At 48.7% G+C, this 21,297-nt stretch carries 14 protein-coding genes and 1 tRNA gene; 10 read left to right on the plus strand and 5 right to left on the minus strand.

Going from position 1 to position 21,297, the window contains the following annotated elements:
* The first annotated feature begins 22 nt into the window (after positions 1 to 22).
* Positions 23 to 1,033 carry an aspartate-semialdehyde dehydrogenase gene (locus BMW93_RS33615; protein WP_090386968.1) on the plus strand — a complete coding sequence of 337 codons (1,011 nt, stop codon included), beginning with the start codon at positions 23 to 25 and terminating at the stop codon, positions 1,031 to 1,033.
* A 46-nt stretch (positions 1,034 to 1,079) separates the two neighbouring features.
* Here the strand turns inward: BMW93_RS33615 and BMW93_RS33620 are convergent, their stop codons facing one another.
* Together BMW93_RS33620 and BMW93_RS33625 are read right to left on the minus strand one after the other, a co-directional pair.
* A complete protein-coding gene (locus BMW93_RS33620) occupies positions 1,080 to 2,297 on the minus strand; it encodes an NADH-quinone oxidoreductase subunit D (RefSeq protein ID WP_090386970.1) in 1,218 nt (405 codons plus the stop codon).
* Positions 2,298 to 2,299: 2 nt separating this feature from the next.
* A complete protein-coding gene (locus BMW93_RS33625; RefSeq protein ID WP_229241101.1) occupies positions 2,300 to 3,805 on the minus strand; it encodes a glycoside hydrolase family 10 protein in 1,506 nt (501 codons plus the stop codon).
* Positions 3,806 to 4,194: 389 nt separating this feature from the next.
* Here BMW93_RS33625 and BMW93_RS33630 point away from each other — a divergent pair, with 389 nt between their 5' ends.
* From BMW93_RS33630 to BMW93_RS33650, 5 genes are all read left to right on the plus strand, one after another.
* The gene (locus BMW93_RS33630) at positions 4,195 to 6,009 is read left to right on the plus strand and encodes a glycosyltransferase (RefSeq protein WP_090386974.1); all 1,815 of its coding nucleotides are present in this window, start codon (positions 4,195 to 4,197) and stop codon (positions 6,007 to 6,009) included.
* A gap of 174 nt (positions 6,010 to 6,183) precedes the next feature.
* Complete coding sequence (gene prmA, locus BMW93_RS33635) at positions 6,184 to 7,020, plus strand: 50S ribosomal protein L11 methyltransferase (protein WP_177194275.1); 837 nt, start codon at positions 6,184 to 6,186, stop codon at positions 7,018 to 7,020.
* 38 nt (positions 7,021 to 7,058) lie between these two features.
* Positions 7,059 to 11,741 carry a hypothetical protein gene (locus BMW93_RS33640; RefSeq protein ID WP_090386978.1) on the plus strand — a complete coding sequence of 1,561 codons (4,683 nt, stop codon included), beginning with the start codon at positions 7,059 to 7,061 and terminating at the stop codon, positions 11,739 to 11,741.
* 154 nt (positions 11,742 to 11,895) lie between these two features.
* A complete protein-coding gene (plsY, locus tag BMW93_RS33645) occupies positions 11,896 to 12,546 on the plus strand; it encodes a glycerol-3-phosphate 1-O-acyltransferase PlsY (protein ID WP_090386980.1) in 651 nt (216 codons plus the stop codon).
* A gap of 66 nt (positions 12,547 to 12,612) precedes the next feature.
* Positions 12,613 to 14,013, plus strand: coding sequence for a dipeptidase (locus BMW93_RS33650; protein ID WP_255372365.1), 1,401 nt, complete (start codon positions 12,613 to 12,615; stop codon positions 14,011 to 14,013).
* Positions 14,014 to 14,132: 119 nt separating this feature from the next.
* Here the strand turns inward: BMW93_RS33650 and BMW93_RS33655 are convergent, their stop codons facing one another.
* The gene (locus BMW93_RS33655; protein WP_229241103.1) at positions 14,133 to 15,311 is read right to left on the minus strand and encodes a lipopolysaccharide assembly protein LapB; all 1,179 of its coding nucleotides are present in this window, start codon (positions 15,309 to 15,311) and stop codon (positions 14,133 to 14,135) included.
* A gap of 215 nt (positions 15,312 to 15,526) precedes the next feature.
* On the opposite strand from BMW93_RS33655, the gene hpt reads away from it, so the two are divergent.
* The 3 genes from hpt (at position 15,527) to BMW93_RS33670 (ending at position 17,662) form a co-directional block, all read left to right on the plus strand.
* Positions 15,527 to 16,054, plus strand: a complete 528-nt coding sequence (gene hpt / locus BMW93_RS33660; RefSeq protein WP_090387079.1) for a hypoxanthine phosphoribosyltransferase — start codon at positions 15,527 to 15,529, stop codon at positions 16,052 to 16,054.
* 39 nt (positions 16,055 to 16,093) lie between these two features.
* On the plus strand, positions 16,094 to 17,494 hold the full coding sequence (locus tag BMW93_RS33665; RefSeq protein ID WP_090386986.1) for an MBL fold metallo-hydrolase RNA specificity domain-containing protein: 1,401 nt from the start codon (positions 16,094 to 16,096) through the stop codon (positions 17,492 to 17,494).
* A gap of 84 nt (positions 17,495 to 17,578) precedes the next feature.
* Positions 17,579 to 17,662, plus strand: a tRNA-Leu gene (locus BMW93_RS33670).
* Positions 17,663 to 17,766: 104 nt separating this feature from the next.
* Here the strand turns inward: BMW93_RS33670 and BMW93_RS33675 are convergent.
* Complete coding sequence (locus BMW93_RS33675; protein WP_090386988.1) at positions 17,767 to 19,890, minus strand: hypothetical protein; 2,124 nt, start codon at positions 19,888 to 19,890, stop codon at positions 17,767 to 17,769.
* A 30-nt stretch (positions 19,891 to 19,920) separates the two neighbouring features.
* Positions 19,921 to 20,379 carry a hypothetical protein gene (locus BMW93_RS33680; protein WP_143061775.1) on the minus strand — a complete coding sequence of 153 codons (459 nt, stop codon included), beginning with the start codon at positions 20,377 to 20,379 and terminating at the stop codon, positions 19,921 to 19,923.
* A gap of 537 nt (positions 20,380 to 20,916) precedes the next feature.
* Here BMW93_RS33680 and BMW93_RS33690 point away from each other — a divergent pair.
* Complete coding sequence (locus tag BMW93_RS33690; RefSeq protein ID WP_090386994.1) at positions 20,917 to 21,294, plus strand: pentapeptide repeat-containing protein; 378 nt, start codon at positions 20,917 to 20,919, stop codon at positions 21,292 to 21,294.
* Positions 21,295 to 21,297: the final 3 nt, after the last annotated feature.

Here is a 21,297-nt window from a genome sequence, read left to right on the forward strand (position 1 = left end):
CATTTTTAATCTTAATGCAAGAATGAAAATCGCAGTAGTAGGCGCTACCGGTTTGGTGGGCGGCGAAATCCTCAAAGTGCTCGAAGAGCGTAATTTCCCGGTGACGGAGCTTTTGGCCGTCGCATCTGAAAGGTCTGTTGGTAAGGAAGTTACATTCAAGGGTAAACAGATAAAGGTGATCGGCTTCGAGGATGCGATTGCTGCCAAACCGGAGATCGCGATCTTCTCGGCCGGCGGCGGTACTTCACTCGCTCTTGCACCGAAATTCGCGGAAGCAGGCATTACCGTGGTGGATAACTCTTCGGCTTGGCGTATGGACCCGACCAAAAAATTGGTGGTTCCGGAAATCAATGCAGGTGAATTGACGAAAGAAGACAAAATCATTGCAAACCCGAACTGCTCTACCATTCAAATGGTGGTGGTGCTGAACCCGTTGCACAAAAAATATAAAATTAAGCGTGTGGTTGTTTCCACTTATCAGTCGGTAACCGGAACCGGTAAGGCTGCCGTGGATCAGTTGTTCTCGGAGCGTGCCGGCGATCACAGCAAAGGCAAAGTATACCCGCACCAGATCGACCTGAACGTGCTTCCGCACATCGATGTGTTCCTCGATAACGGTTATACCAAAGAGGAAATGAAGATGACGAACGAGACGAAGAAGATCATGAGCGACGACAGCATTGCGGTAACTGCTACAACTGTTCGTATCCCAACGATCGGCGGTCACTCCGAGGCTGTTAACATCGAGTTCGAAAATGAATACGACCTGGACGAAGTTCGCCAGATCCTGAGCGAAACCGAAGGCGTGATCGTACAGGACGATCCGAAAAATGCATTGTACCCCATGCCGTTGACGGCTCATGGCAAAGACGAAACTTTCGTAGGCCGTATCCGTCGTGACGAATCTCAGCCTAAAACACTGAATCTCTGGATCGTAGCGGACAACTTGCGCAAAGGAGCTGCGACCAATGCAGTTCAGATTGCCGAATTCCTGGCGAAACACGAATTGGTTGGCGTCGCCGCGGAAGCCTAGTAATTAAAAATGAAAAGAGCCGCGACGCGGCTCTTTTCATTTTTAATTACCTATCAACCTCTCCCATCACTACGTCGATGGAACCGATAATGGCGACCAGGTCGGCCAGTAATGAGCCTTTTGATATTTCGCCTATCACCGAAAGGTTATTGAAAGAACAAGCGCGTGCCTTGCAGCGCACGGGAATATCCGAGCGGCCGTCGGTACGGAAATAGAAGCCCAGCTCTCCTTTCGGATTCTCCGCACGCACATAGAAATCCATCGCTTTCGGCCTGATTTTCTTCGGAACAATGGCCTGCGGATCGAAATCGCGGTTTCGTTTGTGATCTCCCTGCAATTGTACCAGGCTTTGTTCGATGATTTTCACCGATTCCCGGCATTCCACCACGCGTACCCAGGTGCGGTCCCAGCAATCTCCTACCTTGCCCAGCTTCCCTTCACCGATAGGTATTTCAAAATCAAGCTCAGGATAAACGGAGTAGCCGTCTACTTTTCTCAAATCGTATCTCAAACCCGAACCGCGCAGCATTGGTCCCGTGCAGCCGTAATTGATAGCAACATCCATTGGTAACACGCCTACATTGGCAGTTCTTTGGATAAAAATCTTGTTATCCACCACCAACTGCTGCAATTCGACCAGCTTTGGTTTTAAATATTTGATAAACTCTCCACAGCGCTCTTCGAAGCCGACGGGCAGATCATAGAACAATCCGCCTATCCATATATAATTGTACAACATCCGCGCACCGCAGGTCCATTCGAGCAGGCGCAGGATTTGCTCGCGGTCGCGCATCATCCACAGGAACGGCGTGTACGCACCTATGTCCATCGCGTAGGTACCCAGCGCGACGAAGTGCGATGCCAGGCGGTTGAGCTCCGCTACTACGACGCGGATATATTCAATGCGTTTGGGAATGTCGTTTTCAATGCCCAGCATTCTTTCCACCCCCATTGCATAAGCGTGCTCCGAGTTCATAGCGGCCACATAATCCATACGGTCTACATACGGAATAATCTGGTTGAATGGCAATGACTCGGCGTGTTTCTCGAAACAGCGGTGCAGATAACCCAAATGCGGCACGACGTCGACTACAACTTCGCCGTCGGTGACCACTTCGAGCCGCAATACCCCGTGCGTAGACGGGTGCTGCGGGCCCATATTGAGCACCATCTCCTCCGTGCGAAGATTTGCTGAGTTGTATTTAGTAGGCGCCGAGGCAATGAAATGCTCGGGTTTATATTCGTATTGGATAGAATTGCTCATATCTAAAACCTGACTAGCTTCTGATCGTGTACTTCCACACGCAACGGGCCGATCGGCCGACCCTCGTTGTGCAGGCGATCCACTGCCGTAACATAATAAACATATCTTTTGCCCGCCTCGGCGCTCATATCCACGAATTTTTCACCTTCGTAGCACATTCCCAAAATGCGGCGCGGGTCGTGAGCGGTGGGTTTTTCATCGGGTGGGAAGCGGTAAATGACGTAGTACCACGCCTTGTCGCCGTCGGCAGCGGCCTCGGGTTGCTCCCAGGAGAGTTCGATACCGCGTGATAGCAATGTCGCTTTCAGGCTTTTGGGAGACAATGGCGGTATTTTGTCCTTCCAGGGCATGGTAGGGATTAATGCAGGATATTTGAAGAGATCCCTTCTCAACGAATCCACAAAACCCAGACTATTAGCCCTTAATGATCTTGAACTAAAAAAAATAGATCCATCCGCCTCACTATCACGGAAATAGCGAACCTGATTGGGTATTTCAGCGGGGTTCGACCAGTGTGAGTCCTTGTCTTTGTACCCGACGCGATAAGCGCCCATACCTATATATAAATGTCTGTCAAAACAATTTTCGGTCCACCAGTCCACCAGATTTTTATAAGGTACCCTGTTGAAACCGGAAGAGAAATAAACTTGCGGTGCAATGTAATCGATCCAGCCTTCCTTTATCCAGCGGCGACTATCTGCAAAAAGGTCATCGTAGGATGCCAGCGCTCCGAAAGTTTTGGAGCCTTCCGCATCGCGGTCCTTGTTACGCCAAACGCCGAAAGGACTGATCCCGAATTTGAGTTTTGGATTTAAGGCTTCCAATGCTTCGTGGATCTGTTTTACCAATAAATCCACATTATGGCGGCGCCAGTCGGCCTTGTTGGTGTAGCCGTCGGAGTATTTCCTGAATGTTGCGTCGTCCTGGATTACCTGGCCCGGCGCGGCGTAAGGGTAAAAATAATCATCGAAGTGAATGCCGTCGACATCGTAGTTTTTAGCCACGTTGACCGTCATATCGGTAATGAACTTGCGCACTTCCGGGATTCCGAAATCGAAGAGTTTATAACCGTCATAGGTCAAAATCCACTCCGGATGGAGGCGGCTGATGTTTTCGGCGGAAACGCTTTTGGAAGATTTATGCACCAGCCGGTTGAGGTTCAGCCATGCGTGAAATTCGAGGCCACGCTTGTGCGCCTCGGTGATCATGAAGTCGAGCGGGTCCCACATCGGGTCGGGCTTACGCCCCTGCACGCCCGTGAGCCATTCCGACCACGGTTCGGGGCTTTTGGCATAGAATGCATCCCCCGCGGCGCGCACTTGCACGAACACCGCATTCATGCCTACCCGTTTGTGAAAATCGAGTAGCTCGGAGAATTCCTCCTGCTGTTCCTCGGGGAGAAGGGTCTTGCTGCTTGGCCAATCAATATTGTCGACAGTGGCTATCCAGACCGCTCTAAACTCTCTCTTCGGGGGCAGATTACCCTCTGTTTCCGCGCTCTGGGCCATGCAACTTTCCAGTAAAAACGTGATAATAACGAAGGAAAGCGCAACAATTTTAATTTTTTTCACTATCTGACCAATGCAAAATGTTAATCCAACCAAAGTAACGTATTTTGGAACAAAGTTAGCCGACAACCGTCTTAATTTCGAGCAATAACGGATTGATTTGGATCGGCATATGAAAATCGGCGCGGGTGCCCTATTCTTGACTTAGTTATATTTTGCCGCTGGAATGATGTTTTAAACCGGCTTTTCTGTCATGTGCACAAAAATTCAAGTGTTGTTATTCTGAATTATTTTTCTGCATATTTATTGTGTAATAACAAGGATTTTTGTGACATAACCGGAAGCAGAATCCCTATAAATACCCTAGTAACGCTTAAACTGTACCCTAATTGGAACCATTTGTCAAAACCACTAAGAAAAACGTCCTGTTCGAAGTTGCATGGGAGGTTTGTAATCAAGTTGGAGGGATATATACCGTAATAAGGACCAAGGTCCCCGCGATGGTTGAGAAATGGGAAGAGAACTATTTTCTCCTTGGGCCTTATTTCGAAAAGAAAGCGTCTTCCGAATTTGAAATGATTCACGATCTGGACGATTCCCCGGCAGGGCGGATCGTCAAGCGGATGCGTGATATGGGTTACACGGTGTATTACGGCTACTGGCTCGTGACCGGAAAGCCACGGGTCGTGCTGTTCGATGTGGACAGCATTATGGGCCAGCTCGATGCGATCAAATTTAGCCTTTGGGAAAAGAACCGCATCCCGACCATCAACGTTGAACACCTTGTAAATCAAACACTTTGCTTCGGCGAGCTGGTACGTATATTCCTGAAAGAATATGCGGAAGAGAATGCCAAACGTGAAGAAATCTCGGCCCAGTTCCACGAGTGGATGGCGAGCAGCGGACTTTCCGAACTGAAACGCGAGAATGTCAAGATCGCGACCACGTTTACCACCCACGCAACGATGCTGGGCCGTTATCTGGCGCAGAATGTATCGGGTTTTTACAACAAACTCCCCTTCTTCGACTGGGAGCAGGAAGCCAAAAACTACGGTATTCTGGCCCAATGTTCTATCGAGCGGCAGGCAGCACTGAATGCGCATGTGCTCACGACAGTTAGCGATGTGACCGCCCGCGAGTGCGAGGTGTTCCTCGGCCGCATGCCCGACCTCGTGACGCCGAACGGACTCAACGTAGTGCGTTTCCAGGCGGTGCATGAGTTTCAGAACCTCCATTTGAAGCATAAAGAGCGCATTCACGAGTTTGTAATGGGGCATTTCTTTCCCAGCTATTCGTTTGATCTGGATAAAACGCTCTATTTCTTCACATCCGGCCGTTACGAGTATTCCAACAAAGGTTATGATCTCACGCTGGAAGCCCTCGCGCGCCTGAACTGGAAAATGGTGCAGGCGAATATGGACATGACGGTGGTGATGTTTATCGTCACCAAACAGCCGTATACGTCGGTAAACCCGGATGTTTTGCAATCGCGCGCGGTACTGAATGAGTTGCAGGAAACTTGTACGGCCATTGAAAAAGAGGTCGGTGAAAAGCTTTTCCTCGCCACGGCGTCAGGAGCCGACCATAAAATGCCCGATTTGAATGAGTTTGTAGATGAATACTGGCGGCTGCGCCTGAGAAGGACCATCCAGAGCTGGAAAACGGACAACCTTCCCGCATTCGTCACGCACGACCTTAAACAGGAAGACGGCATTACCGATTTCTGCCGCCGCGCAAACCTGGTCAACAACGAGCGCGACCGAGTCAAAATCGTTTACCACCCCGATTTCATCGCATCGACCAACCCATTGTTCGGTCTGGATTACGGGCAATTCGTACGCGGCTGCCATTTGGGCGTCTTCCCGAGCTACTATGAGCCGTGGGGCTACACCCCGCTCGAATGCGTCGTCCGCGGCGTCCCGACCGTCACCAGCGACCTTTCCGGCTTCGGCGACTACATCATGCAAATCATGCGTGACTACGAAAACCGGGGCATTTACGTAATCAACCGCAAATCGCAAAACTTCTCGCAAGCCGCCGACCAACTGGCCGATATCCTTTTCAAATTCGTCCGCATGCAGCGCCGCGATCGCATCATGCAACGCAACCGTGTCGAGAATATCTCGGATGTGTTTGACTGGATGAATCTGCGATCGTATTATGATACGGCGCATGATCTGGCAGTGAAGAGGCGGAAGCCGTAAGTTGAAATACTTAATGATAGAGCCCATCGACGAAATCGGTGGGCTTTTTTATGCCCTTATGCTGAATTAATCCCGGTAATTTTAAATTGAATTTTAAAATACCGGCATTAATCGTCCTGATTCCTGAAAATTTTCAACACCTTCACTTCTCAATTTTTACCAATAACTATTACAATGAATTACATCGAACTGGATTTGAAAGTGGATCCCGAGTTTTCGGAGATATTGATGGCGGAGCTGGGCGAGGCGGGGTTTGAATCGTTTGTGGAGACGGATGAAGGGCTGCTGGCCTACATTCAGGAGGGCGATTTTGATGCGCAGGCGATTCACGATTTAACGGCCAAATACCTGGATTTAACGACAATAGCCGCAACCTGGAAATCGTTAGAAAGAAGAAACTGGAACGAGGAATGGGAAAAAAGCTACGAGCCGATCGAGGTGGGTGACCAGGTGCGCGTGCGGGCGACGTTTCATGAGCCCGATCCCTCTTTTACATATGATTTGCTGATCCAACCCAAAATGTCTTTCGGCACGGGGCACCATGAAACGACATGGCTTGTGATGAACGAGCAACTTAGCCTTCCTCATGAACGTCTTTCGATCATGGATGTGGGTTGCGGAACAGGAATTCTGACAATTCTGGCTCATAAACTAGGCGCTTCGCACTTGCTGGGTTTCGATATCGACGAATGGGCCGTGGAAAATACCCGCGAAAATTTCGCGATGAACGGGCTTCCTGCCGATTCCGAAGTATTTCAGGGAACGATCCAGGATGTGCCGGAAGAGAAGATTTTCGGAGGTGTTCTCGCTAATATCAACCGGAATATTCTGTTGGCCGAGATTCCGACGTACGTGAAACACCTCGAACCGGGCGGCTGGCTCGTAACCAGCGGGTTTTATGAGACCGACCAGGCCGATATTGAAAAATGTGCCGCCGAAAACGGCCTGAAAAAGCTCCGGTCCAATACGCGCAACCAGTGGGCCACCGTTGTTTTTGAAAAAATCAAATAGTCCATTAGCTAACTGCTGAAAGCTAACAGCTACAAACCATGAAGATATTTCGCTTTGCTATACTGCTTTACCTGCTGACTTTTATCGGAAAAAATGCAACTGCACAGGGTGTCAAACTGTCCGACGACCCCGCACAGTTCATGCCGCAGCTCCGGAAAATGATGGACGGCAGCCGTAACCCGCAATTCATCCGCCATACTGCCCAGCTGGACAGCGTCTGGATGTCGGGGATTAATGCGCAGCAGCAGACGAAATTCATCGGGATTGTAAAAACACAGGTTGCGAAAGGACAAAAAGCCGGACCGCTGCTCGCATTGTTGATCCGGAACACCCAGGCACTCGCCAAAAAATCGCCCGACAAGCTTGATGGCTTTTTGGATGTAGCTGCCAATGCAGGGGATAAATACGATGCCAAAACTTTCCAAAAAGTCCTGCAAACTGCCCTGCCGATCAACGAGAGTAATAAATTGTACGGAAGCAATTATAATACGCTGTACTTGCTGGGTGGAAATGTGAAGTACCGGTTCGATACAAAAGCCGACACGACCGTCGCCAAAGAAACCCAGGCCGCCAATGACGGTTGGGACACGCCAGTGGACTCCAATTTTGTAATCGCTCCCAAAAAATCGGTACCGTTGCCGGTTATCGCAGGGCCTTTGATGGACCTCGAAAACGCCACTTTTGCGATGGTAGCAGGCGGCGATTCGGTCGTTTTCGGTCCGGCTAATGGGAGTGTTTCGTTGCGCGATGGGGTATTTGTAGGTAAAAACGGCAAGTTCACCTGGCAAACCGCAGGCGATTCGAGCATTTACGCGGACCTCGACGCTTATTCCTTCAATATAAATCATCCCAAACTGGTCGCCGAGAACAGTACCTTGCATTCGGACAATTATCTGGCGGGGCCGGTGAAGGGAACGGTGGAATACCGAGGCATTAAACGTATTAAGGGCCAGCCCGCGCAGTATCCGCGCTTCGTTTCCAACGATATCGACGCCAAACTGAAAGAAGTCCGCAAGAATATCGATTACCAAGGCGGCTATTCGCTCATCGGTTTGGACCGGTACAGCTCGGCCCTGAATGACAAGTACTCGACGATCAAAGTCAAATACCAGGAAAAACCGGCATTTACGGCACGTAGTAAGCGTTTTGCACTGAAAGATTCTGTTTTTACAGCCAATTTCGCACTCTATTCAATGCCGCTTGGAGGGGATTCTCTGATACATCCGGGCATTACATTTAAATATAATGACGACGAGGGGCTGGTAAGGCTCGGCCGGATGGACAAAACTGACTATGGTCCGCTTCCCTACCGCGATTCTTACCACAAAATGAATATCTGGTCGCAGGCCATGCGCTGGCGCTTCCCGACCGAAAAAGTAGAATTTCTCCGAATCAATGGGAAAACAGAAGTTCCCGTCCGGCTGGAATCGTTCGATTATTTCAAAAAAGAGCGTTTCCGGGAAATTAATAAGGAGTTTGGCTTCCAGCCGCTGATTATGGCTGCCAATTATGCGCAGACCACCAAAAAGACTTCTTTCCTGGCCGAGGAGCTCGCTACCAAGTTCAAGCAAAACCCGACGATCATCCGCAATGCGTTGCAAAGGCTCACGCTCGATGATTATTTCATCTACAACAAGGAAACGGATGAATATGGATTGAGTAAAAAGGGCGTCATGTATGTGCTGGCAAACCTGGACAAAGCCGACTATGACAATTTCCAGGTAAGCGGCCAGTTTGCGGCCAACGACGAGGTTGCCAACGCGACGATTTACATGCCCGACACATTGCTCACCGTCCTGGGCGTTTCGAGGTTCGTGGTTAGCGATTCTTTGAAAATCTACGCCGTCCCATCCGACAAGAAGTTGATTATCGGCAAAAACCGCAATTTCACCCTGAATGGACAAATGGTGGCGTCCAACTACCAGTTCCGCGGGCAGAACATCAAATTCGATTACAACCAGTTTTTCGTGAATGTGGCGCCGTCCGACTCGATCACTTTTACGCCGCGCGATAAATTCGCGAAGGGCCAGAAAGGCGAAGTCGGCGGGCACGTGAAGTATGAAAAAGGCGGTACTTTCTACCTCAGCGACCCGAAAAACAAATCGGGTATTCAGAAAGGCATTAAAAAATCGCCCAGACTTGTGGTACCCGATGGTATGATCGTCTATTTCGACCAGCCCGAACGCGGGACGGTACTTTATCCGCGGGAAGTATTTTTCAAGATTCCCAAAATAGATATGGACGGCCTCGACCAGCGTGATGTGATTTTCGAGGGCACATTCAATTCCAACGGCATCATCCCGCCCATTCAGACCATTCTGAAAAGCATGCCCGATAACTCGCTCGGTTTCGACTACAAACCGCCGGTTACCGATATGAAATTGTACGAAGGCAAGGCACTGGCGAAGTTTACGGACACACTGACGATGGACAACACCGGTTTACATTCCAAAGCGGTACTGAAATACCTGTCGGCGTCGATGAATGCCAAAAACATCCTACTTACCTCCGATTCGCTCATGGCGACCGGCGATGTGGCGAGCATCAAGGAAGCCACCATCGGCAAGGGCTACTTCCCGGCCGTTGCGCTGAAAGATTATGCATTGAAATGGTATCCCAATGCGGACAGCATGTTTATCAGCACGACTGGTAAATCTTTCACATTCCACCAGGGTACTACGAACCTGGAAGGAAGCTTGTTGCTGCGCTCGACGGGTTTGTATGGAAATGGTAAATTGAAACGCGCCGATTCCGAGCTTACTTCGCCGGAAATTAAATTCAATAAAGATGGATTTTTGGCCAATAAATCCTCATTTGCCATCAATAGTGGCGATTTGAAGTCTACCAAAAAGCTGCTGACGGGTAATAATGTCAATGTTGATTTCAACTTCAAAACCGGTATTGCCAATTTCGTGACCGACGAATCGGGCTTTGGAAATGATTCGTCGGGTATGCAAATCCCGACGGCTTCCTACCAGACGCTCATCGGAAGTGCGAAATGGGATATGACCAAGAAAACGATCCTGATGAAAGGTTTGGGAGAAACTTCTTCCTACACCTCCACCGACCCGGATCAGGAGGGGCTTACATTCAACGGCTCCGAAGCGATTTACGACATTCAAAAAGTGACCCTGAACATCAAAGGAGTGCCGTTCATACAGACTGCCGACCTGAAAATCATCCCGGACGGCGGTATGGTAGCAGTGGATAGCAAAGGCAAAATCGTTCCGCTGAAAAAGGCCCGTATCGAGATCGATACCCTGAATGTCTCGCACCACATGCGCGACGCTGACATCCGCATCGATTCGCGCAATCATTTCGAAGGTTCGGCCACTTACCAGTACATTACCGCGCGGAAAGATACATTCAATATCAAAATGCAGAATTTCGAGCTTGTGGAAGTCGGTGCCGGCGAGGAAGGCAAGCGCAAGGCGAAAGACAGCAAAGCCGCTCCCGGGGTTAAGTATTACACCACAGCCCGGGCCGACATTAAGGAGGCAGAAAATCTCTTCCTCTCGCCCCGCATTCAATATAAAGGCGCCATCAACCTGGTTGCCTACGAGCCTTCGCTGAAACTGGATGGTTTTGTGAAACCGGTGATCAAGTTCCGCAAAGATTTCCAAAGCTCGTGGATCGTATATCAGGATTCTCCGGGCGAATCGGTTTCGATTAAAATCAATAAAGACCTTAAAAACGAGCACGAGATCCCGCTTTCGGTCGGTTTGCATTATAACGAGGCCAAGGGCATGTACATGAGCTTCCTTTCGCCTAAGGATTCGGACGGCGACGAGGACATTTACCAGGCACAAGGTAATCTCAGCTACGACGAGGATAAGAAAGCATTCCGCGTTAACCCGCCACCGGGTGCTGACGGCCTTATCGACGAGGGGAATGCATTGGCTTTCGATGATAAAACCGGCCTGGCTACATTCGCGGGGCCATTCAAACTCATGCAGGCCAACTGGCTTCAAACCGTCGGCAGCGCCGAAGTACAGGTGGATAGCTCGAAATTCCGCTTCAATACCATGCTGCTCTTCAATGCGCCTGCATTGACTCCGATTGCCCCAACACTCGCCGCGAAGATCGTTGAAACTAACCTCGCGGAATCAAACAGCACCGCCGCAGATGATGATCCCGATCAATTGAACCGTAAACTTTCTGCATTGATCGGTCCGAAGGGTGTTGATGCCTACATGAAGCTGACAGCCGGAGGTTACAAGCCCATTTTTGAAGCCTCTCCCACCCTGGACATACCCATGGTGCTTTCCAATGTGAATTTGCATTGGTCGCCCGTACATAATGCGTACTACTCGCAGGGACCGATCGGCGTGTCGCATTTCGGGCGCAACAATATCAATGCGCAAATGACCGGCGTGCTGGAACTCCGTCGCGGTGTGGAGGGCGATGAATTCAGCCTGTACCTGGAAGCTTCACCGGATGTGTGGTACTATTTCGACCTGAAAGCGGGTGAACTGGGCGTCGTTTCTTCCATGCTTGATTTCAATGACGAGATCGTTGCGAAATCTAAGAATGTGAAATCCAAGGACATGACACTCGTGAGCATTGGAACTGAAGAGAAGGATATGTTTGTTAACCGCTTCGACGATTTCTATCAGCCGGCATTGAAGAAAGCGAAGCTAGTGAAAACTGCGAAGAAGAAGCCGGCCGCCTCCCAAGCCGAAGAAAAGAAGAAAAAAGCGGAACCCACAGAAGGATTCTGATGTGATTAGCAGCATTTACAATAGTTTATGCTATTTTTTGAAAAATTGTACACTGAAATGTAGTTTTACGCCACATTTGCTTGTAAAATCCTCCAACTATCGTATTTTTGAGAAAAGCTTTTTGTAATTTAAATTTATCTTTGAATAGTACAAAATGAGTGTTGCCTTATTAATAGTTGCGGTTGTTGCTGCTTATTTGCTGGGTTCCATCCCAAGTTCAGTCTGGTACGGCATTGGGTATTTTGGAATAGATGTCAGGAAACACGGCAGCGGTAACGCGGGTGCCACCAACACATTCCGGGTATTAGGCAAACGCGCAGGGACAGTTGTAATGCTCATCGATGTACTGAAAGGCTGGACGGCCACTTGCCTCGCTTCGATGCTTTTCTATATGAACGAGATCGGCGAAACGGAGCTCCTGATGTACAAGATCATCTTCGGGATCATCGCTATTATCGGCCATATCTTCCCCATTTTTGTGAATTTCAAAGGCGGTAAGGGCATAGCCACGTTACTCGGAATGGTTTTGGCTATTCATCCAGAGCTCGCGTCCGTCTGCATCACTATATTTATTCTGACACTAATTGCATCTCAATACGTATCGCTGAGCTCGATCCTCGCGACGCTGGCATTTCCGGTACTTTCCTGGACGGGCGCTTTTGGGCATCCTGAGCCGCTACTGGTAGTTTTCGGATTTGTAATGTTTGTCCTGGTTGTTTTTACACACCAGAAAAACATTGTCCGCCTGCTCAACGGCAACGAAAACCGGGTGAACATTTTCGCGAAATCGAAAGCACGTAGCTGATATTCTTAATCTAACCCTTGTTAATCCCAACCCCTGAGGCACAACCTTAGGGGTTATTTTTTTAACTTGACCGCCGATTCAGTAAAGACTAAAAACAACCATTCAATGCAAGAATATATTGAAAAGAACCGCGACCGGTTTCTGAACGAATTGCTCGATCTGCTCCGTATCCCGTCGGTAAGTGCCGATTCGAAGTTCAAACCCGATATGCTCAAAGCCGCGGAATACGTGCGCGACCGCATCGCCGAAGCCGGTGCCGACCGTGCTGAGATCTATGAGACCCAAGGCCATCCGGTAGTTTACGGCGAAAAAATCATCGACCCTGCATTACCTACCGTGCTCGTGTACGGGCATTACGACGTCCAGCCAGCCGATCCTTACGAGCTCTGGAATTCTCCCCCATTCGAGCCGGTGATCAAAAACGATCGCATATACGCCCGTGGCGCGTGCGACGACAAAGGGCAGTTTTATATGCATATCAAAGCCCTCGAAATCATGCTCGCGACAGGTACGCTAGCGTGTAACGTGAAGGTGATGATTGAAGGGGAGGAAGAAATCGGGTCGTCTAATCTTGGGACATTTGTCCGGGAATATAAAGAAATGCTGCAATGCGACACGATCCTTATTTCTGACACAAGTATCATCGCGAACGACGTTCCCTCTATCGAAACCGGTCTTCGTGGACTGACCTATGTCGAAGTAGAAGTGGTAGGTGCCAACCGCGACCTGCATTCCGGCGTGTACGGCGGTGGCGTAGCGAACCCGATCAACGTCCTTTGCGAAATGATCACTTCGCTGAAAGACGAGAACGGCCACATTACCATCCCTGGCTTCTACGACAAAGTAGAGGAATTAAGCGCCTCCGAGCGTGCTGCACTGAACGCGGCACCATTTGATTTGGAAGAATACAAAAAAGACCTCGATATCGGCGACGTCGCCGGTGAAAGAGGCTATACCACCATTGAAAGAACCTCGGTACGTCCTACTTTGGATGTAAACGGTATCTGGGGCGGCTACATTGGTGAAGGTGCCAAAACCGTATTGCCCTCGAAGGCCCACGCCAAGATCTCCATGCGACTCGTCCCGAACCAGAACGAAGACGAAATTTGCGAAATCTTTACCAAGCATTTCGAATCCATCGCGCCGGCTTCCGTAAAAGTGAAAGTGGTACCCCACCACGGCGGCTTGCCTTACGTAACTCCGACAGATTCACTAGAATACCTCGCTGCAGAACTGGCAATGGAAGAATCATTTGGTAAGAAGCCTATCCCTACCCGCGGCGGCGGCAGCATTCCGATCGTGGCGCTGTTTGAGCAGGAACTGGGCTGCAAGAGCATTCTGATGGGCTTCGGGCTCGATATCGACGCATTGCATTCACCGAATGAGAGCTACGGATTGTTCAATTATTACAAAGGCATTGAAACGATCCCGTTGTTTTTCAAACATTATGCGGAATTGAAACGATAACGCGATTCATTTCTACAAGTCTTACGGTGCTCCGCACCTCAACGCCAAGGTGCAGAGCACCGTAAGACTTGTAGAAAAGCACCGTAGTATTTGTCGGGAATGCAGATAATGCGTTCCTGTTACCGCTTCCGCCGCTGGTCGCGTTTCATTTTTTTTAAATTCGCGATGGCGGCCTTTGCCTCTTTATCCTGGCTGGATTTCTTATCTGCGCGGTCATCGGCGAGCTTGTAGTAGCGTAATGCCTCGTCGTAATCCTTTTTATGCTCCGCAATTTTCCCCAACCCCAGCAACGAGGATACGTAATACCCAGCATTCATCGAGTTGGTTTGTGTTGAATAGTCGATCGCCTTCTTGTAATATTCACCGGCTGCGTCGTAGTTGCGGTGGTAGTTCATATTGTAATAAGCCAGCACATAAGCCGCATTCCGGCCACTCACGCCTTCATAACCAGGCATTCCCTGATTGATTTTTGTGATAATATTTTGCGCTGCCTGCTCCGCCTCGGCCATTTTACCTGTTACAAAGGCCGTCCGGCAAAAATACCGCTCGAAATAGGGGTTGTTCGGGTACGTCTGCCACATGTATTTGGCCATTTCGTACGCTTTGCTGTACTCATTTTCCATGCTGTAAATCTGCAACAGGAAGTAACGGGCTTCCACGCGGGTGTAAAATGCATTATTACCCACCTTTTCAAGCTGCTGCTCGCCGAGCTTCTTGTTGCCTTTCGGGAAAAGCGCCAGGATCGGTTTCAGGATTGGATATTCCTTGGGTACCCATTCTGCGTAATAGTTATACAGACCATCGCCGAAAAGCAATTCCGGCGAGAGGTCGCCATTACCCTTGCATTGTTCGAAATATTTCAATGATTTTTTCCCTGCAAATGCCGCCTTCGCCCAGCTTTCACGCTCGGCGTAGAGCCTGCCCTTGAATGCGTAAGCGGCTGCGAGGAAGAAGGCGGGTTCTATTTTATTTTCCTGGTCGTCATACAGCTCCTCGGCGAGCGTGATGGTCGAATCCATTTGCGCGAGGAAAGTTTTGTCGTACGTTTCATTCTCTGTGTTCGGTACAATTTTCCACCACTCGGCCAGACCCATCAGAAAGTGGGGCATAGGGTGTTTGGGGTAACGGTATTTGAGCCACCGGAACTCCGCGTCTGCTTCGTAAAACTGATAATTGTACAATTTATTAATCGCCTCGGTCGACTCGATTTGTACCCCGGGATTTTGGAGGACCATCGCATACTTCTTGTCCAACTCGGCCGAAGAATACAATTGCGCGGTCGCAATGTGGCTTGTCATTACAGTTAAGCAGCAGAATATGATTATGTTAATAACTGATCTTGTCATAGCAGGGGTAAATCTGTCCTATTAACGCCTGATTTATATTTTGCGTTTGTCAGCGGCCCGGTTTTTAAAAAAAGAGTTAATATTGATCCTCAGAGTATTTGACGGGGCCGGCCGGCTTCAAGAAGGCGTCTCATCGTCTTCCCGAACTTGATTCGCACTTCAAAATTATGATTAACATTCTGGATAAAACATTTGTCCCTTTTATTTCGCGCGAAACGATCGAAAAACGCATTGCTGATTTAGCTGCCGGTATCAACTCCGATTATGCGGATTCGTGCCCGGTGTTTATCATTGTACTGAATGGTGCGTTTCTTTTCGCGAGCGAGCTGGTCAAGAATATTTCGCTCGCGTGCGAAATCAACTTCATTCGGCTTTCCTCCTATTCCCAAACCTCCTCGACGGGCTCGGTGCGGGAAATTATCGGGATGGACGCCAGCATTGCGGGGCGCGATGTGATCATTATTGAGGATATTGTGGACACGGGGCTGACCATGTCGCAACTGATCACAAAATTAAAGGCAATGTCGCCCAAATCCGTTGAAATCGCTACTTTGCTGCACAAGCCGGAAGCGTTGAAAACCCCGGTGGACATGCGTTATGTCGGCTTCGAAATCGAAAATAAATTTGTGGTCGGCTACGGCCTCGATTACGACGGCATCGGGCGAAACCTCGACGCGATTTACGTTCTAGCCTGATCCCTCTTTTTTCACCAACGTTCTAAATTCCAAACCTTTATGCTTATCCAATTCTTTGGCGCCGCACGCACCGTAACCGGAAGCAAGCACCTCATTACCACCGAAAAAGGAACCAAAATTTTGCTCGATTGCGGGCTTTTCCAGGGTATCCAGACCGACGAGTTCAATCAGGAATTCGGGTTCAAACCCGCCGACGTCGATTACGTAATCCTCTCGCACGCGCATATCGACCACTCGGGGCTTCTCCCGCGCCTCGTGCGCAAGGGCTTCAAGGGGCCGATCTACTGCACCGCCGCTACCGCAGACCTTTGCCGCGTAATGTTGCTCGATAGCGCCCATATCCAGGAAAAAGACCTTGAACGCATTAACCACCGACGCAAAAAACAAGGCCGTCCGCTGCTCGAAGAATTGTATAATGCCGAAGATGCTGCGCACGCATTGACCCTTTTCAAAACGGTACGCTATGGACAGACTTTCTTTTTAGGTGAAGACAACGAAGTGTCCGTCATCCTGACCGACGCCGCGCATTTGCTTGGCAGCGCCGCCGTGCATTTGAGTATTCCTGATGAAGGAACATTTAAACAAGTAACATTTACCGGCGACATTGGTCGTCCCGAGGACCGCATTCTCCGTAAGCCCGAAGAATTTCCGCAGGCCGATTACATCATCTGCGAATCGACCTACGGCGACCGGTTGCACGAAAAGGAGATCGATATGCACGCGCATTTGCTGCATATTGTGCAGGAAACATGCATTCGCCGTCGCGGTAAGCTTATCATCCCGGCTTTCGCGATAGACCGTACACAGGAACTCATCTACGCCCTCGACCAGCTTTCGAGCTCCGGCCAGCTCCCGCAGATTCCCGTTTACATCGACAGCCCGCTCGCCATCCGCGCCACGGCCATCATGAAGGAACACGACGAATGCTTCAACCCCGAAATCCTTGAATACATTGAAAAGGATGGCGATGCATTTGCATTCCCGTACCTTAATTACATTTCCGACGTTCAGCAATCCATCGCTCTCAACGACCGTAAAGAGCCCTGCATCATCATTTCGGCCTCCGGAATGGCCGAAGCCGGGCGCATTAAGCACCATATCAAAAACAATATCGGCGACCCGAACTCGACGATCCTGCTCGTAGGCTACGCTTCCGCGAACACGCTCGCCGGCGCATTAAAGCGCGGGGACACGCACGTAAACATCTTTGGCGAGAAGTTCGAGGTAAAATGCCGCGTCGAAACCATGGATTCCTTCTCCGGCCACGGTGATTACAACGAAATGCTGGAATTCCTATCTTGCCAGAAGCCCGAGCGCGTGAAGGAAGTGTTCCTCGTCCACGGCGAATACGAGACACAAATTGCCTTCAAATTGAAGCTGGAAAAGGCAGGATATCCCAAAATCCACATTCCAGCGCTCTACGAAGGCGTAAAAATTTAAATTTTTCAGCTTTTTTAAGCTCTTGAAACCCCAAACGCTTGTAAAGTCCAAAACAAGATTACTATCTTTGCCCACCGAATTCAAGCCGAAGTGGTGAAACTGGTAGACACGCACGTTTCAGGGGCGTGAGGGAGCAATCCTGTGCGGGTTCGAGTCCCGCCTTCGGCACAAAACGCTGTTTCTGTTATCAGGAACGGCGTTTTTGCTTTTTAACCGAAAATGAAGACTTCCCGTGTCTATACAATTTCAATCGCCATAAGGTCGGGTAATGCTTATTCCAAAACAATCCTGAACTTCTCCACTTTTCCGCCAGCATCATTTTTTATAATATGAAAATAGTACGTACCCCGGGGCAGATCATGGGTATCGATCAGCAATTTCCGGTCGGTAATGTTACTGTTAACATATACAGACCGCTTGGCGGCTGTTGATTTTTCATCAAATATTTGAATTTGGTCTGGCAACTCGCCATCACCGAAATTCGAAAAATCAAATGTTACCACATCTGTCGCGGGATTGGGATAGGCAATGAGGCTCCCGAAGCAGCTGTTCACGCAGATTGTCGTACCGTCAAGGACCGATCCACAGGCATTGAAAACGTTAATTTGAAGTCCATAACAGTCCTGAACATAGCTATTGAAGTACGCTATCCCGTTACCGTTGTCCATCAGCGTCGCGTTGAAGCTGTTGGCGCTCGTAACTGCCCAACTCGAACTCGTTGCTCCGGTAAGACTGGCAACCACATCCTGCCCCTCGCCCGTACAAACATCTGAGTCTACATTAATGCTCCCCACAACTGGCTTACCAACATGGACCGTCTTTGTCCGGGTGAAGTTGCCGCACCCGTTATTCAATGTTGCTGTAATTGTTACCTGCCCATTCGCATTTCCTACGCGGCTGGCCGTTCCGGCCGAATTGATGGTCAGCATCGCGGGATTGCCCGAACTCCACGAGACAACCGATGTGCCGGGTTGCAGATTAGCAACAGAATATGAGGAAGTTGTGCAAACAAAACCACTCCCTGCAATGTGTGAAAGGCTAATGCTAGGTGTCGTAGTATTGCCAAAACCGGATGGATCAAGCCAATTGCTTAACCTCGTCGCGTTAGTTCCCAGCCCCGTCCAGGAATTGTCGAAGCGGCCGTAGGCATCTTTGATTAATGCAGGCGGCGCATTACAGTAGGATGGCCCGCCCGCCAACTGTCCTACTAATTTTTTGGATTGATTGAGAAGGGGTGCGCCTGATGAGCCTATTTCTACCAAGCCATTATTCCAAGTAACTATCCAATGTTGTGATCCGGGAGCCTTCTTCCCATTCGCAAAGAGATAATTATCCGCTCTCAATACTACACTATTAAAAGTTGATATCTTCATCACATCCCCTGTCGGATGGTGAATGCTCGCGCCATTTGTGGCTGCATTTAACGTTCTGTCCCACCCCAAGTAATTAATGCCGGCTGTCGGATCCGGCAACTGATTTAACTGAAGAAGCAAAAAATCAGATGGACTCGCATTTGCGCGCAAAGTCGATCCATAGAATTGGATATAATTTGGATCGTCTTGCGACGGATTGCAGGAAGCGCTCCAATATTGAAAAATAAAACGCCATTGACCGACATCACCCGCCCCTGGTAAACAATGATTTGCCGACAAAACGTAGGGTATGTTGTTATTGCAGGAATTATTTATCATCGAACCAGAACAAAAGCGTGTCCCATTCTGATTCACAAGCAAGCAAACCGCATTTCGCTCAAATTCCCATCCATTACCAAAACATACCACATTGTTACTCACCAAACAACCGCCGGATTCACCAAACCCAGACTTCCCTAAATCGAACTTCCTGTAACCGTACGCTATATTTGACGCTGCAAGTTTCAGCGCACTCTTTTGCCCGGTTGGAAGCTTTGCCTCTATCCAAATCGAATCGCCAGCGAAAATAGGACTTGCCCAGGTCTGACCGCTGTTATTTTCCTTAGCGGTTATCTGGCCCGCAATTGTCCCCTTCGAATTGTATATCACCAACTCGCCGAGATCTGGAATGTCAAATGCTTTGAAATTCAAACTCAAAGACTTAGCCCTTTCAGCCACTATCAATAGCCGACCATAGGACATACCACCTCTTGTTATCCAATTAGCCGACTCGAGAAAATCGATATTTATATCGATCGAAGTTGCAAAACGATATGTTTTTGACCCCATATCAAGCGAGTCTTCACCTACAAGCTGGTCTATTTGTTCGCCTGTTGGGATAGGTGATTGATATAAGTTCGCAACATGGCCGTCAATATAAAATCCTTTTTGCGCACCGTGCGACAGAACTCGCGTTTCAACCTTGATCTGACTTCGGCAAGGTATTACCACAAAAATCAACAATGATAATAATATATTCTTCATCTTTATATCGATTTAGCATGTCCAGGGAATTTATTTTACTCTATCAAAAATCAGTTCCCCTTCGTCGTATATTAGGTGTAACTCGTTGTAATTGAAATTCAATCCTTTTTTCTTTAATGCAAACGTCGTTACCAGACGAAAGCTACGGTAAAAATATTCTCCCCATTCAGGTATTCCCTTTTTCGAAAATTGCCACCCTTCAATTTTGATGGAATCCCCATCAGTAATTTCATAACTTCCTGAAAACACATCCGTAGGCAGCGTTCCTTCAATTGATCGGTCCTTCAAAAATTCCATTTCTACCTCGGATTCAAACTGCCGAGGTTTCGGCTTCGAAATCGACTTTCCCTGATGAACTACTTTCACCATTTGCCAACGCCCAATCAGATTTTTCGGGTCGGTATCGATATCTCCCACACAACTCACCGCGGCAATAGCGAATAATAAGACTACAATTAAAACGGGCCAGCATAAGCTTTGATTTTTCATAACTTCGCTTGTTTTTAATTTGAAACATTTGCGAAATGTATAAAACAAAAAATCATTCATTTGTAGTAGCAAATTGTCAAATGTCCCAACGGCACCGTTGAATTATCAAGTAACGGAAAGCATCAAAAATTGAGGGGTTTTGTAGTAGTTAGATTGAGCGAGTTTGAAGTAGTTAAAGCATTTGGAAAAGGGTTGGCAACCTTTTTAAATTTTAGATGATGTTTAAAAACTTGTCTTCAATTAGATTGCTTTGTGTAGCATTTGATTTAAAGTTTAAGATTAATGCATATCAATCCATTTTCATTACTAAACTCAAACATACTCTCATTCCGTTTATCACTGCCTCGCTGGGATCGTTAGTGATCCTTTCGTTTGCCGGGTGGTGGCTATTTATGGGAAATTTTGTCCTGATTACCCAGCAAATCCGTCGCTAATCACCCTTTCGGGGGCCGTTTGCGACAGCTATTTTTACGTGAGCATTCCGGCAATCGCCAGCGTGGACCGGGCGCCATTTGATCCTAAACAGAACAACCACTCATGGAAACCATCAAACAAATCTCCCTCGACAGCGAATGCGTGGTAATTACCGCGCATTGCGTCATGCTCTCCAATTCCACATTTAATGATGTGAATATGAGCAACATATCGATTACGGATGCCAATCTGAGCGACTTGCAAATCGAAGGCGCACAGCTGGGCGGCGCGGTGTTTCAGAATATCGGCATGGCGCCCCCGGATCATCCGATGTATGACCCGAATGCGGAGCAGCGGCCATTACTTTTCGAGCATTCGGATTTGCATAAAAGCCAGTTTATTGACTGCGATCTAAGCGGAGTGGCAATTACCAGTTGTAATATTGAAGGAATGACCATCGATGGCATATCGGTTTCGGAGTTGTTGAAAAATCATTTTTAACTC

This window comes from Dyadobacter sp. SG02 (assembly GCF_900109045.1).
Classification (GTDB): domain Bacteria; phylum Bacteroidota; class Bacteroidia; order Cytophagales; family Spirosomataceae; genus Dyadobacter.